The sequence below is a fragment of the Atribacteraceae bacterium genome, assembly GCA_035477455.1.
Lineage (GTDB): Bacteria > Atribacterota > Atribacteria > Atribacterales > Atribacteraceae > DATIKP01.
Window position 1 is genome coordinate 13,219 of the sequence record DATIKP010000004.1, and the last position, 14,813, is coordinate 28,031.

At 49.1% G+C, this 14,813-nt stretch carries 15 protein-coding genes; 4 read left to right on the forward strand and 11 right to left on the reverse strand.

What is annotated here, in order from left to right:
* Positions 1-2: 2 nt before the first annotated feature.
* The 4 genes from VLH40_00150 to VLH40_00165 are packed head-to-tail and all read right to left on the reverse strand — an operon-like array spanning position 3 to position 2,710.
* Positions 3-1,004 carry a dihydroxyacetone kinase subunit DhaK gene (locus VLH40_00150; protein ID HSV30422.1) on the reverse strand — a complete coding sequence of 334 codons (1,002 nt, stop codon included), beginning with the start codon at positions 1,002-1,004 and terminating at the stop codon, positions 3-5.
* A 4-nt stretch (positions 1,005-1,008) separates the two neighbouring features.
* Complete coding sequence (gene rpiB / locus VLH40_00155; GenBank protein ID HSV30423.1) at positions 1,009-1,467, reverse strand: ribose 5-phosphate isomerase B; 459 nt, start codon at positions 1,465-1,467, stop codon at positions 1,009-1,011.
* Between the two features lie 14 nt (positions 1,468-1,481).
* On the reverse strand, positions 1,482-1,742 hold the full coding sequence (locus tag VLH40_00160; protein HSV30424.1) for a hypothetical protein: 261 nt from the start codon (positions 1,740-1,742) through the stop codon (positions 1,482-1,484).
* Between the two features lie 8 nt (positions 1,743-1,750).
* On the reverse strand, positions 1,751-2,710 hold the full coding sequence (locus VLH40_00165; protein ID HSV30425.1) for a sugar-binding transcriptional regulator: 960 nt from the start codon (positions 2,708-2,710) through the stop codon (positions 1,751-1,753).
* Positions 2,711-2,943: 233 nt separating this feature from the next.
* On the opposite strand from VLH40_00165, the gene VLH40_00170 reads away from it, so the two are divergent.
* The 4 genes from VLH40_00170 to VLH40_00185 all read left to right on the forward strand — a co-directional run bounded on the left by VLH40_00170 (position 2,944) and on the right by VLH40_00185 (position 7,659).
* On the forward strand, positions 2,944-3,822 hold the full coding sequence (locus tag VLH40_00170) for a sugar ABC transporter permease (protein ID HSV30426.1): 879 nt from the start codon (positions 2,944-2,946) through the stop codon (positions 3,820-3,822).
* Positions 3,823-3,846: 24 nt separating this feature from the next.
* Positions 3,847-4,743 (forward strand): carbohydrate ABC transporter permease, encoded by an 897-nt coding sequence (locus VLH40_00175; protein HSV30427.1) that lies wholly within the window; start codon positions 3,847-3,849, stop codon positions 4,741-4,743.
* Between the two features lie 138 nt (positions 4,744-4,881).
* The gene (locus VLH40_00180) at positions 4,882-6,372 is read left to right on the forward strand and encodes an extracellular solute-binding protein (protein ID HSV30428.1); all 1,491 of its coding nucleotides are present in this window, start codon (positions 4,882-4,884) and stop codon (positions 6,370-6,372) included.
* A 144-nt stretch (positions 6,373-6,516) separates the two neighbouring features.
* Complete coding sequence (locus VLH40_00185; GenBank protein ID HSV30429.1) at positions 6,517-7,659, forward strand: uroporphyrinogen decarboxylase family protein; 1,143 nt, start codon at positions 6,517-6,519, stop codon at positions 7,657-7,659.
* Between the two features lie 14 nt (positions 7,660-7,673).
* Here VLH40_00185 and VLH40_00190 read toward each other — a convergent pair whose 3' ends face one another.
* From VLH40_00190 to VLH40_00220, 7 genes are all read right to left on the reverse strand, one after another.
* On the reverse strand, positions 7,674-8,648 hold the full coding sequence (locus VLH40_00190; GenBank protein HSV30430.1) for a sugar-binding domain-containing protein: 975 nt from the start codon (positions 8,646-8,648) through the stop codon (positions 7,674-7,676).
* Positions 8,649-8,695: 47 nt separating this feature from the next.
* Positions 8,696-9,607 carry a dihydrodipicolinate synthase family protein gene (locus tag VLH40_00195; protein ID HSV30431.1) on the reverse strand — a complete coding sequence of 304 codons (912 nt, stop codon included), beginning with the start codon at positions 9,605-9,607 and terminating at the stop codon, positions 8,696-8,698.
* Between the two features lie 83 nt (positions 9,608-9,690).
* On the reverse strand, positions 9,691-11,226 hold the full coding sequence (gene xylB / locus VLH40_00200) for a xylulokinase (protein HSV30432.1): 1,536 nt from the start codon (positions 11,224-11,226) through the stop codon (positions 9,691-9,693).
* 25 nt (positions 11,227-11,251) lie between these two features.
* Positions 11,252-12,559: an NAD-dependent succinate-semialdehyde dehydrogenase gene (locus VLH40_00205; GenBank protein HSV30433.1), complete on the reverse strand. Its 1,308-nt coding sequence runs from the start codon at positions 12,557-12,559 to the stop codon at positions 11,252-11,254.
* Between the two features lie 190 nt (positions 12,560-12,749).
* Positions 12,750-13,166 (reverse strand): GNAT family N-acetyltransferase, encoded by a 417-nt coding sequence (locus tag VLH40_00210; protein HSV30434.1) that lies wholly within the window; start codon positions 13,164-13,166, stop codon positions 12,750-12,752.
* A gap of 194 nt (positions 13,167-13,360) precedes the next feature.
* Complete coding sequence (cysK, locus tag VLH40_00215) at positions 13,361-14,362, reverse strand: cysteine synthase A (GenBank protein ID HSV30435.1); 1,002 nt, start codon at positions 14,360-14,362, stop codon at positions 13,361-13,363.
* Positions 14,352-14,813: ABC transporter ATP-binding protein (locus tag VLH40_00220; GenBank protein HSV30436.1), on the reverse strand; the 462-nt coding region annotated here is incomplete at its 5' end. The genes VLH40_00220 and cysK, both read right to left, overlap by 11 nt.

The following is a 14,813-nucleotide window of genomic DNA, read 5'->3' on the forward strand; positions in this document are numbered from 1 at the left end:
GCCTATGACATCTGCACCAAATGGACCGCATTGCAGGGCGCGTCGATGAGACGCTTCAAATCTTTATCAAGCTTGGTCAAGGTGATGGAAAAGCCGCCCATTTCCAAGGAGACGAAGAAATTCCCGATGAAGCTGCGGTGGAGTGTAATCCCCTGATCGGAGAGGATATGGTTGAGCCTGCGAAAGACGATGTACATTTCCAGGAACGAAGTGGAACCCAATCCACTCAAGAGGACCGACACTTCATCGCCTGATTTGAAGGGGAGATCTTCCAGAATTTTCCCCATAATGAGGTCGGTTACGGCATCGGCGGTCATAATCTTGGTCTTCTGGATACCCGGTTCTCCATGGTGACCTACTCCGATCTCCATCTCGTCCTCTCCCAGGATGAAGCTGGGTTTGCCACTCGTAGGGAGGATACAGGGAGAATGAGCCACCCCCATGCTCCGGGTATTGAAGATAGTCCGCTCACCCACCTCTTTCAGAGTCGCCAGATCCGCACCCTCCTCGGACAAGGCACCGACGATTTTCCAGAGGACCACCTCTCCGGCCACACCCCGGCGGTTATCCATCCGGTCTTTGGGTGAAGAGGCCACATCGTCGTTGACTACCACCGTTTCTACCGGAACGCCCTCCTCCTGGAGCATTTCCGCGGCCATCCCGAAATTCATGGTATCACCCGAATAATTCCCGATACAGACAAGCACGCCCTTGCCACCATCGGCGGCCTTGATGGTTTCATAGCAGCGCTGGACCGGCGGCGCGGCAAAAATATCCCCGACCCCCACCGCATCAAGCATGCCTTTACCAATGTACCCGATAAAAGCCGGTTCATGGCCGGACCCGCCACCGGTAATCACACCCACTTTCCCGCGAACCGGAGCGTCTTTACGTACCATAACTCGCTCGGTGGGGAGCCGGCGGACTTTCTGGGCATTAGCGGTAACGAATCCTTCGAGCATTTCCTCAATCAAATTTTCCGGCTGATTGATGAATTTTTTCATACCATCATTCCCCTTTCATAAATTGTTCTTCGATCTCTTTGATGCGCTGCACCTTGGGCGCCGACCGACCACCTCCGAACTCACTGGCCAACCAGGCGTCTACCAACATCTTGGCCAGTTCCGGCCCTACAACATGCCTTCCCAGACACAAAACATTACAGTTGTTACTTTTTTTGGCCCGCTCGGCCGAGTAAATATCGTGAGCACAGGCGGCATACACACCAGAGATCTTGTTGGCGGCCAAAGCCATACCGATACCGGTTCCACAGACCAGAATCCCGTATTGGTACTTCCCCTCCCGGAGCATCCGGCACCCCGCCAGAGCCACATCGGGATAATTGGTTTCCATTTCCTCGGAAGTGACGCCCAGGTCTGCGAACTCCACGTTCTTTTCCCGAAGATGATCGACGAGAACTTTTTTCAGGGGATAGCCGAAATGATCAGATGCGATGAACAGATACATACCGCAAGCCTCCCTTAGGGAATCAACACCACCTTGATGGACTCTTCCCCCTTTTCTACCATAGTAAAGGCTTTTTTAAAATCTGCAAGAGGCATTTCGTGGGTCAGGATATAATCGGCTTTGATGCGTCCGTCGTTCATGAAGCGGATGGCGGACGGATAGGCATGGGGACTCAGGTGGGCTCCCCGGAGATCCAGTTCTTTGCGGTCACCGATTATGCTCCAGTCCACGGTTACCGGATCGTTATAGACACTGAATTCGACGAAACGCCCCAATTTCCGGATCATCTGGAATATAGTTGGATCGCCTTGGCCGTCAGGTTATCGATGACCAGGACGTTGATCAGTCTCCCCAACAGGGCGCCAAAGATCGCCTCACTTTTCTCAAGGCCTCCAACCACACCGATTACATAAGGTACTTCCTTCAATTGGTCAAGAGAAAAAGCGATACGTCTATCGTTTCCACTAAACAGGATCATCCGTCCCTCGCGATCATAATAGCTGCCACAGATATCACCCACTGCTCTTTTTTCCTGGAGTTCGGCAAATTCTTCCGGGGCGATGGCCCCCGTGGAAATCAGGGTCGAGTCAGGAGAAACCCCACCGATACCCACCAGGGCGATGTCGATCCGTTCGGAGAGAGTTGCCAGAATGGCTTCATCGGTCAACATGGCATTGCGGGTGGATCGATCCCGGGTGAAGGCGGGGGCGGGTAAATAGTAAACCTGGGCATTGAGCGCTTCGGCCAGACGCCGGGGGATTTCGGTGGCCACTATATTGGCGGAGATCCGGCTGAGACCGCCCATCAATTGCACAATCCCGAGGTTGGAAAACGAGTTGTCACGGGGCTTGATATAGTGGACGAGGTGTAGGAGAGTCCGTCCATACGCCACTCCGATTTTGAACCCCGGCTGGAGCAATTCGTTGAGCAGCTTTGCGCCGGCTTCCCCCACGCTTTTCCGGATCAATTCGGAATCTTCACTGAAGACTTCCACGACAACGACTCTCTTCAAGGAAAACCGCGCCAGGAAAAACTCTTCGAGCTCCCGAACCCGGTTTTGTTCCGGATCCAGGATTTTAATTTGGACAATCCCGAGTTCTTTTGCCCTTTTGAGGATGCGGGAACAACGCTGCCGGGAGATCCCCAAGAGATCAGCTATCTCTAAGATAGATAAGTTGTCTTCATAAAACAACCTGCCTACCCGAGCGGCCAGAGACCGATCGGAACCCCATTTCTCTTTCATGCCCCACCTTTTTATAACTTATGTTCTACAACATATGCATAACAGAAGATAGCCTTTCTTTTCTGGTTTGTCAATCCCCCCTAATAAAGATTAGACCGGGCTCTTGACAGTAAAAAAAGATTGTAGTAGCATTGCACTAGTGGTAAAGACAACCTAACCTCATAATATTTTTATGTTTTCAAAGAGATCATTACTTGCCAACAAGGAGTCTTGGAGCTCGGGAGAGGTGGTTCATGACATTTTCTTTTGATAATCGCGTTAAATATTTCATGATTGTCCCTTGTATCGTCTTTCTGCTAGGGTTTGGGGTTTTCCCACTAATTTATTCTGGTAGATTAATGTTTTTTGACTGGAATATTGGCGCTGGAAGACCGCAAATTTTTGTGGGGTTAGGCAATTTTTTTAGACTTTTCCAGGATAGGATTTTCCTGCAAACTCTGAGCAATACGGTGATTTTTGTTATCGTATCTGTCACCTTGCAGTCTATTTTAGGACTGGCATTGGCTTTACTACTAAACCGGAAAATAAGATGTCAAGGTGTTTTTCGAGTGATTTTTCTCTTACCCATGATGGCTTCACCGATTGCAGCTGGTTATACCTGGCGAATGCTTTTTCACATGTCTCATGGTCCCTGGAATCATTTATTAAATTTAGTCGGATTACCTGCTTCGCCTTGGCTTAGCGATATTTCCACAGCACTAATCTCAGTTATTTTAATCGATGTTTGGCAATGGACGCCTTTTATGTTTGTTATTTTACTGGCTGGCTTGAAATCTATCCCCAGGGAACCCTATGAAGCATCCATAGTTGATGGTGCGAGTCACTGGCAGGTATTTAAATATATAACCATACCGATACTCAGCCCGGTCATTACCTTGGCTATATTGTTGAGAGCAGTTGAGGCTATCAAAGTTTTCGACATAATACTCGTGACCACTGCCGGTGGTCCGGGAAGCGCAACCGAAACCATTACTATGTATGCCAGGAAGGTTGGTTTACTACAATTTAATTTAGGCTACGCCTCTACCATCTCCTATGCCCTTCTTTTTGCATCCATTGTGATATTTACTTTACTCATCCGCCTTATGGGCAGTGAAAAAAAATTCCAATAATATAAGATGAGGGGATAGATTATTATGGATAAGACGATTAGAAGGTGGAAGGGCGTTCAAAGTGTTGCTATTTATACTGTTTTATTTATAGTTTCTTTCTTTATGATCTTTCCGATTTATTGGACTTTCACTACCGCTTTTAAAGCGCCCAAGGATGTCCTTACCAGTCCGCCAAAATTTATTCCATTTGTTGACTTCCAGCCCAGTTTATTTGCCCTGCAGGAATTAGGTTTGGTATCCGGGGCAGATAGGGGGACCAGAACTACCCCTCATAGTCCTGATGAGATAATCAGGGTGATCAGAAACAGCATTGTTATAGCCGTCGGGAGTACGCTACTTTCCCTGCTAATAGGATGTCTGGCCGCGTATGGATTGGTTAGGTTTAATTATAGAAGATGGAATAACCAGAGTATTTCTTTCTTTATCCTTTCTCAAAGAATGATGCCACCCATTGTTTTAGTGATCCCTTATTTTATTCTTTTTCGCCATTTGAACTTATTGGATACACTCCTGGGAGTTGCTATCGCTCATAGTATTGGGAGCATACCATTTGTTGTATGGATAATGCGGGGGTTTTTCATCAGCATTCCCAGAGAGTTGGAAGACAGCGCTCGGATAGATGGTTGTTCATACCTGGGAGCCTTTCTTCGGGTGATTATCCCCCTTTCTATACCCGGCTTGGTAGCTGCCAGTGTTTTTGTTTTTGTCTTCTCATGGAATGAACTACTCTTTGCGCTTACGTTATCATTCAGAAACGCAAGGACCATTCCAGTTTTATTGACAGGGTTGACGCACGGAGGGGCGCCGCTTTGGTGGAGCTTATCCGCCATGTTGTTAATATCCATGCTCCCGGTGATTGTTATGACTATTTTTATTCAAAGATATATTGTTTCCGGACTTACATTAGGGGCAATCAAGTAGCTGGACAGAGGGGGGGGTGATCCTGGAAAGGTGAATTAAAATTGCTGAAATCATGCCCGGTGTTTTCGATCAACTGTACTTCAATATGTATAGGCGCGGGAATGCTTAGTTCGATGCCAAAAGGAGGATTATGAAGTCATGAGGAATTTGCTGGTTGCCATTTTGGTTGCGTTCATTGTGCTTTTGCTTTCGGGCGGAGCTTTATTGGCCTCGCTTCCATATGAAGGTGTAAATCTGGTAGTAGTCACTCAGACCGGGCCTTTTATTGCGGGGCCCCTTATTGAACATTCCCAGGAATGGACTGAAATGACCGGTGGGACCGTCGAGGTCATTGAAGTCCCGTACGGGGACCTGTACTCAAAAATAATGACTTCCTTTGTAACTGGAGTGGCAGCTTTCGACATCATAGTTGTTTCCGCAACCTGGTTACCGGATTTCACCCCTCACTTGATACCGCTTGATGATTACATCGCTAACCCGGAAACCGACCCGGATTGGGCTGACATCATGCCGGCCTTTCAAGAGCTGGTAATGTGGGGCGAGCATAAGTATGCATTACCACTTGATGGAGACACCCACACCCTGTTCTACCGCAGAGATATATTTCAGGACGCAGAAAACCAGGCTAATTTCAAGGAAAAATACGGTTATGATCTGAGAGTTCCTGAAACCATGGATGAATTGTACGATGTAGCGGAATTTTTCACCGGATGGGATTGGAATGGGGACGGAGCGCCTGACTATGGTTGGGCCCAACCAATGATGCGGGGAACTCAGTCGCACTGGTGGTTCTGGAACTTTACGGCCCCCTTCAGCGTTATGCCTGGGGGACCGGATAAATACCGAGGCGTTCTCTACTTCGATCCGGAAACCATGGAACCCCTGATCAATCAGGAAGGTTTTGTAAGGGGCTTGACCCTCTATCGGGACATGGCCAAATTTGGACCACCCGGGATGCTAGGTTGGGATGTGTCCCAGATCAGAGCCAGTGCTCCAGGCGGAAATATTGCCATGTGGATGGAATGGGGTGCTTTCCCTGGTTTAAGCCAGGATCCTGAAGTAGCCCATCCGGATATGATAGGCAATAATGGTTCCGCCCAAAGACCTGGTTCGCTGGAGGTATGGGATCGCGAAACACAAGCATGGGTCACGATGGAAGAAGTCAATCGGGCCCCAGTATTATCCTTTGGAGGATGGGTGGCTGGAATAACCCAGACTGCGGCCAATCCTGATGCCGCATTTGATTTTATCCGCTTTATGGCCAGCCCGGAAACGAGCATCAAAGACGTAGTACGGGGTGACACCGGTTATAACCCCTATCGTTTCTCCCATGTAAAGAACCTCGATGCCTGGTTGGCGGCGGGATTTGGAGAACAGGATGCTATCGATTATCTGGCTGCTATCGAAGCAGACATGGTTCATCCAAACGCCATGTCTGACCTGCGGATCCCCGGTAAGGCCGAGTATGTCGATACCATTCTTGACCGCTATGTGTCGATGGTCCTGGCCGGTGAGCTGGAACCCAGGGAAGCTCTTGATATAGTCTACGAAGAATGGGAAAAGATTACCGACAGACTGGGCCGAGAGCAACAGTTAGCCTCCTATCGAACCATGTTGGGGCTGGATTGACCACCAAGTTTCGTATTAAAATAGCAGCAAGTATACCGTCAGCGATCTTGTAGACAATCCAAGATTAGTAACCCAAGGCCTATGGTTATTAAAACTATGGGCCTTGGGTTTATTGAATAGTTTACGTCAGGGAGGATAGATAAGTTGAACAGCAGAGAAAGGGTTCTCCGGTCGCTTGACCATAAAGAAGCGGACCGGGTACCGATCGACTTTGGAGGCCTCACCACTTCAATTCACAAAATCGGTTACCGCCGATTGACCGAATACCTGGGACTTCCCCCTCATGAAGCCCCGATCATCGATATGTTCCAACAAATTGTCGATCCGGCACCGGCTTTAAAAGAGAAATTTCATGCCGATGTCGTCGGCTTCTTCGCTAATCCGGGTTCGGGTTGGTCTTTATCGGTCGATCCGGTCACCGATTCCTACTGGGATGAATGGGGGGTTTTTTATCAGCGTCCTCTCCACGGATATTGGTATGATCTGGCCGGTCATCCGTTGAAAGAAGGTACCCTTGAAGAATTAAAGAATTTCAAGTTTCCCGATCCCAGGGATCCAAACAGAATCAAGGGCTTACGCGATAAAGCGAAGAACCTAAACGAAGAAACCGACAAGGCGGTGATCATTTATAGTCCGACTGCCGGTGTTTTTGAACATTCCTATTGGCTGAGAGGAATTGTTCCTTTGTTTACCGATATGGCCTTTAACAAGCTTTATGTAGAAGCGCTGGCCGAGAGAATTGTCGAGTGGCAGTTAAGTTTCTGGGATTACGTTTTAGAGGAAGTTGGGCACTATGTCCATATTGTGGAAATAGGTGACGACTTAGGAACCCAGAGTGGACCTTTGGTCCCGCCGGACCTCTATCGCCTGATATACAAACCTCGGCACAAAATGCTGACTGACCTGATCCACAAGAAGAGCAAGGCCAAAGTTTTCCTGCATTGTTGCGGCTCTATTTATTGGGCATTACCGGATATCGTGGAAAGTGGAGTGGATATCTTAAATCCAATACAAGTCTCGGCCAAAGATATGCAGGATACGGCGCGCATTAAAAGAGAGTTTGGTCGCGAATTGGTGTTCTGGGGAGGAGGAGCCGACGCTACCGAAGTAATGGCTTTCGCTTCACCGGATACTGTTATAGAGGAAGTCAAGAGACGTATCGATGATCTCAGTCCGGATGGTGGTTTTGTCTTCGCTCCCATTCACAATATTCAACCGAACGTTCCCCCGGAAAATACAGTGGCTTTTTTCCAGACAGCTTTCGAATATGGCTCCAAGATTAATTGATTCAATTTTTATCATCAGTTACGTTGGGTAACTAACCATTTTGCCACTTCAAAATCAGTCACTAAATCGGTGATCCATCCGCCTCGCAAGGCTCCTAAAATGGTTTCTTTCTTTTCCAGGCCCCCGGCCATTCCAATTATTCTTTTGGCATTAGTCCTCAACCTCTCCAGGTGCACCGCTATTCTTCTTGAATCTAAAGCGCTCTGCGCTATTTTTCCTCTGATATCAAAAAAAGTCCCGCAAATCGCCCCTACCGCTTTTTTTTCCACTAACTCACCAATCTCAGCTTCGTGAAAATCCCCGGTCTCGATCAATAAACTCGTCTCTCTTTTTATTCCTCCTATACCCACTAAGGCTAAGTCTACATTTTCAACAATTTCAAGAATTTCCTGAATTTCCCTATCTTGCAGATATGCTTTCTGGCTGGCCGAACTTTTGGCAAAAGCCGGAGCCAATAAATAGAACGGGTCCCCTCCCAGATGTTTACTAAAGGATCTTACCAGTTCAAAAGCCAGCGTTTTCCATCGTCGGCCACCATAGCCGCCCATCATTTGAATTACTTTCAAGTTGGAAAGATTGAAAAAGGGCAGATAATCGAGAACCTCCCAGAGAGTCCTGCCGTAAGCCACTCCCACGCTTCCATACGAATATGATCCCAAGTAGTTTTTAAGAAAATTGGCGGCGACTTGGGCTACGGCCTTGATAACCCGTTCGGTTCTACTATCGTAAACCTCGGCAACCGCAGCGTTGTGCAAGCCAAATTTTTCTTTCAGTTTCAGAGAAAGTTCTCCATCGATTTCGCCGGTTTTTCTGATTTTAATTTCCACCAAACCCAGTTCCTTAGCCCGCTTCAACATTCTAAATACTTTTTGCGAAGAAATGCCCATGATTTCAGCGACATCCTTCTGATTAAGGCCCGAAAGATAACACAACTCCGCGGCCTTGACCACCATATCCATGTCTTCTAACAGGTTTTTCTTCCGAGCCAAAGTCCCTGATCACGCCTTTCAAAAATATAATACCAAACCAAGTGAGGCTATATTCCCAACTCCGCCAATACCTTTCTCACTTCTTTCTCCAATTCTTCCCTCTGTGTCGAATGCAAGCCTGAAAGGGGTTTTCGAGGATACATTCCTTCAAAACCAAAGATATCCATTGCCGCCTTGACCCCGCTTACCCCATACTTACCCGAAACCAGCGAATTCAGCTTAACGATTTCACGATGAAAATCCAGACCCTGGTTTAAATCTCTGGCTCTTCCCAATTCAAATAACCTGTAGCAGATCTCAGGAAAAACATTAGCCAGAGAAAGCACCCCCCCTACGGCTCCCAAAAGCATGGCGGGGAAACAAAAATCCGCTGAACCGGATAAGACATAGAAGTTTTCTCCCAAAGAAGCTGTGATATAAGCATCATAATTCCCCTTGGAAGTGTCCTTAAGCCCGAAGATATTGGGATGTCTGCTTACCCGCGAGATCAAAGCGGAAGACAAAGTTACATTATTGGCCATTGCCGGATTATTGTATAGAAGAATGGGCTTGGCCACGTTATCCGCCACCTCGGAAAAATAACCATACAAGGCGTCGTCGGTCATTCTTTTGGCAAAAAAAGAAGGAGGCAGCAAGCTGATAAAATCCATCGGCAATGCGGCAAGCTCCCTGGCCGTTTTTATAGTTTCTATGGTAGACTCACAACTTGCTCCCACAATAATGACCTTATCTTGCTTTAAAGATAAAACCATCTCAACGATCCTGACTTTTTCATCAAAACCCAGACTCCGGAATTCTCCGTTCGTGCCTAAAACGAAGTAACCCTTTAAGGGAGTTCGATTCATCTTTTCCAAATTTCTTTGTAAGGCTTCCCACGCCACATTTCCTTTCTCATCGAAGGGGGTTACGATGGGGGCATATACACCGGTCAGCTTATCCTTATATTCTGTATTATGCATTACCTTGCCTCCTCACAACCTGGCCATAGCCTCTATTAAAATACTAACCGTTTGCAAGTGGCCCTTAAAACGTTCTTCATCGGTCAATTACGTCCTAAAACTTTAAAGGTCGCCTTCAGAGTGTCATACAACGACCGGTATATTGCGAAACAATCTCGGTAAACTGGTGTGTTCTCCGGGGTAACCTGGGTCTCTGACTCGGAACGGATAAATCGAGCGGCTTCTTTAACCGAAGACCAAAAACCCGCTCCCACGCCGGCCAGAATTCCCGCTCCATAACTCCCCCCCTCCTCGCCATGTCTCACCGTCACCACTTTTGAATCGAAGATGTCGGCGTGAAGTTTTCGAAACAGTTCGCTCCTTGCCCCGCCACCGGAAATTCTGATCTGCGAAATTTTAAAACCCAATTCTTCCATGTGTCGATAAACATCCCGCAGGCTGAAAACTATACCTTCAAAAATACTGCGCACGATATCATTGCGTGAGTGGTGTAAGCCAAGGCCAACGAAAACTCCCCGGGCATCAGGATCGCTATGAGGACACCTCTCCCCAATCAGGTAGGGTAAAAAGAGAATGCCCCGCGCCGAGGGCGCAGAAAGGTTCCCTTCGGCGCTGAGTACATCGTATACCGATATATTCAACCACTTGGAAACCTCCCTTTCCGAATGACCAAAGATATCCTTAAACCAACGCAGGGAGCCTCCCGCCGCCAAAGTAGTCCCGAAAACGATCCACCCGTCAGGAATGGCGTTACAAAAAAATTGCAGGGTTCCTCCCGGATTGAGCAGAAATGTGTCGGAAGGAATGGCCACTATCCCCGCCGTACCCAGCGTAATGCTCAGGACGTTTGGTTCTACCGCCCCTACGCCAATGTTTTGCACCACTGCATCGCCACCACCGGCAAAAACCGGCGTTCCGCCCTTTACTCCAATTCCTTCGGCCACTTCCTGGACCACGCTCCCGGTTTTTTCATGCGATTCAAAAGCCAGAGGAAACATGGACAGCGGGAGCTTTAATTCCTTGATTAGTTCGACCGCCCATTTTCTTTCTTTAACATCAAATAATCCCGTTCCCGAGGCATCCGTAACATCGGTAGCATAAACACCCGTAAGTTTGTACCTGATATAATCTTTGGGACATAAAAACCTGACCGCTTTTTCAAAGACCTGGGGTTCATTGTCCCAAACCCACAGAAGCTTGCCACCCGTATAGCCAGGCAACATCGCGTTGTTTACTATTTTTAGAAATTCACGCTCGCCACCTACTATTTCATGAATCTTGGTACAATAGGGAGCGCTCCTCTGGTCGTTCCACATAATGCAGGGTCGCAGGGTCCTTCCTTCCGCATCTAATAGAACCAGACCATGCATTTGCCCGGTCAAACCTATTCCCTCGACCAGGCGGCCCTTTTCTTTGGCCTTGCGGGTAACTTCCCGCAGGGTACCTTTTACCGCTTCCCACCATGCATCGGGATCCTGCTCCGACCATCCTGGCCGGAGGTTTTGTACGGGATATTCCCCTACCTCTGTAGCCAGTACTTCACCATGCTCATCGATCGCCAGGGTTTTACAACTCGAGGTGCCAATATCCACACCTATCACACAGGGTTTTTCGCTCATGCCATCACCTCGCAAGCCATGGCCATTACGCGATATTAAACTCTATTTTTATATGTTTCACTTCCTGATAAGAACTAATGCCTTCCGGTCCTAAATCGCTGCCAAAACCACTCTCTTTCCATCCCCCGTAGGGAGCATATATTGTGGCTACGTCCACATTGTTAAGGCCCACGTTCCCGCACTCCAACGCCAAGCAAAGTTGGCGGGCCCGGTCGAGATTGGAAGTATAAACATAGGCGGCCAGGCCATATCTGGTGTCATTTGCCCAGGTAATTGCCTGGGTCACGTTATCAAACGGCATAACGCCGACTACCGGACCAAAGGTTTCTTCTTTCATGACCAGCATGTCATGATGCACATCCCCTATCACCGTCGGTTCAAAATAGTAGCCTTTCCGATATTTTTCTCCCGCGGGTTTCTTGCCGCCGGCAAGGACCCTGGCTCCCTTGGCTCGCGCATCTTCCACATGTTCCTGTACTCTTCGCAAGGCATCGAGGCTGACCATTGGACCCAAGTCCACCTCTTCCAGCAAACCGTTACCAATACGATATTTCTTCGTCTCTTCAACAAACATGGCGAGGAACTGGTCATAAATTGAATTTTCTACATAAATACGATTAATGGAATTGCAGACCTGGCCCATGTTCCTGAACGACCTTTTCACTCCACCTTTAACCGCTTTCTCCAAATCCGCGTCGGACAAAACAAGCAGGGGACACTGGCCGCCTAATTCCAGAGTGACCCGTTTTACACCTCCCGCACAATATTCCATGATTTTTTTACCCGCTTCGGTGGAACCGGTAAAACTGACCTTTTTCACTAAAGGATGCAGGGCCAACCCTTTGCCTACCGTAGAACCTGGACCAGCTACCCCACTGATAATCCCCTTGGGAAGGCCGGTATCCACCAGGCACCTCAGAAACATCAGGGGAGAAAGGGGGGTTTCCGAAGGCACTTTCGCCACGACAGTACATCCGGCGGCCAATGCTGCCCCTACTTTCCACGCCAGCAATTGCACCGGATAATTCCAAGGAGTGATCGCCGCCACTACTCCTATGGGTTGCCTAATGACAATGCTACTTAAATTTCCCTTGTCCAAAGGGATAATTTCCCCAAAAGTCCTTTTCCCCGCTTCAGCGAAATACCTTATAACTTCAACCGACCCTTTGACTTCCCCGATCGCCTCTGCCAGAGGCTTTCCTTGTTCCGAGCTCATGACTTTGCCAATTTCTTCGGCTTTTCTCTCCACTTCCAGGGCTGCTTTCTCCAGGAAGCGAGCTCGTTCAAAAGGGGTTTTCGCGGACCATTCCCGGAAGGCCTGAGAATTCAGAATACCGGGATTTTAAGGGCAATGCTCTAAAAAAAAAGCCGCCGGAAACGCTTGCTCCAAAAGGCTTTTAGCCCTTTCACGGAGAAATTACCTAGTCGGCGCGGCCGGACGGCAGCAAGCATGAAAATTGCAGGCAAGAAGAAGCGAAGAAGAGATGGAGGGGGTGCTTAAACGGCACCCTTTTCCGGTTTCGTTACAAGCGTTTTTCCCGAAAAATCATTGACCCGCATCGTCCCTTTTTCCGGCTTATCTCCCGGTAGCCGTTTTTCTCATAAAACCTCTGGGCGGCCGCCTCGTTGGGATCGGTCGAAGTGTACAGTCGGATAGTATGGAATCCTTTTCCCCGGGCTATTTTTTCGGTATGCTCGATCAGCGACTGGCCGATCCCACGACTCCTTACCTCTGGAGCGACACAGAACCAGGATAACCACACCGCTTCATCGGCATCCTTTTTGTAACGATATAGACCGGTCATACCGAGGACCCGGTCGGTCTCATCGAGATACACACAGAAGGTGACCAGGTCCTTGCCTCCGAGCAGAAACATGAACAAGCGGGCAGCAATAGTTCTCGAATTCTTGAGTATCAGATAACCTGAATCGCTCGACAATCGTCATCCTTGGGAAAACACGCCGAACGAGGGACCAGGCCTGGTCAATTAAGTCGCCGGAACAGGGGACAATCAGCATCGTACAGATGCTCCGTCACCTTGCCTGGCACTCCCGAATGAAGGGTATACTTCCACGGATTTTGCTACCTCTGATGGGTAACAAAACGATCGTCTTTTAAACCAGCAAAATGCCCCTATAACCCTGCATCAAAAAGCGGCGTGCTCAGGTATCTTTCGCCTGAGTCAGGAAACACCACCACCACCAGCTTATCCTTATTTTCGGGCCGGCTGGCCACCTTAAGCGCCGCCCACATAGCTGCTCCCGACGATATGCCGCACAGTATCCCCTCCTCTTTGGCCAGTCTGCGGGCGGTAGTAAACGCATCGTCGTTCAATACCTGAATGATTTCGTCCAGCACTTCCCTATCCAGCACCCCGGGAACAAAACCGGCGCCTATACCTTGAATGCGGTGCGGTCCGGGCTTCCCCCCCGACAGCACCGGCGATGCCTCAGGCTCCACCCCCACCGCCTTGAAAGAAGGCTTGCGTACTTTTATCACCTGCGATACACCGGTGACCGTTCCTCCCGTCCCAATTCCCGACACCAATATGTCCACCATGCCCTGGGTATCCTCCCATATTTCCTCGGCGGTAGTATATCGGTGGATCTCCGGGTTGGCGGCGTTTTCAAACTGCTGAGGGATGAAACTTTCCGGAATCTGCCTCTTAAGCTCCTCAGCTTTCTTTACGGCTCCCCGCATCCCTTCGGAGGCTGGAGTCAAAACCACATCGGCCCCCAACATTTTCAGTAGTTTCCGGCGTTCGATGGACATGGTTTCGGGCATGGTCAGGATCAGGCGGTAACCTCTGGCTGCGCAGACAAAGGCCAGCCCGATCCCGGTATTCCCCGAGGTAGGCTCGATGATCACCGTGTTACGCTTGATCCGCCCCGTTTTTTCGGCAGCCTCGATCATGGCATAGCCAATCCGGTCCTTCACGCTATTGAGCGGGTTGAATGACTCCAGCTTAGCCACCACGCTAGCCTCACAACCCGCGGTCAAATGGTTGATCCTGACGAGGGGAGTGTTGCCGATGGTATCGGTAATGTCGTCATAAATGCGCCCTCGGAAATTTTTCCCCTGCAGGCGGAAAACGTCAGCATGGTCAATACTGTCAATGCTGTTTTTAGATAACATAATCCATAGCTTCCCCGGTAGCATCGTATTGATAAATCTGCATGATCCTGTCTTTTTCCTCCTGCAACTGGTTTCTAAAATGACTTCGCGGGCGAGGAAGAGCGATGTCGATAATGTTTCTTATGGTCCCCGGGTGGGGCGAAAACACCACCACTTTATCGGCCAGATATAGGGCCTCGTCTATGTCATGGGTCACGAAAACGATAGTCTTTCTGGTCTCTTGCCATATGCGCGCCAGATCCTCCTGCAGTTTATGGCGGGATAAGGCATCTACCGCGGCAAACGGCTCATCCATGAGTATAATCTTAGGCTCCACCGACAACGCCCGCGCCAGAGCCACCCTCTGGCGCATACCCCCCGAAAGCTGGGATGGGTACTTGTTCTCCCCACCGTTCAGGCCTACCATAGCGAGATGCTTCCGGGCCAGACCGACCCTGTCCTTCTTTGCCAC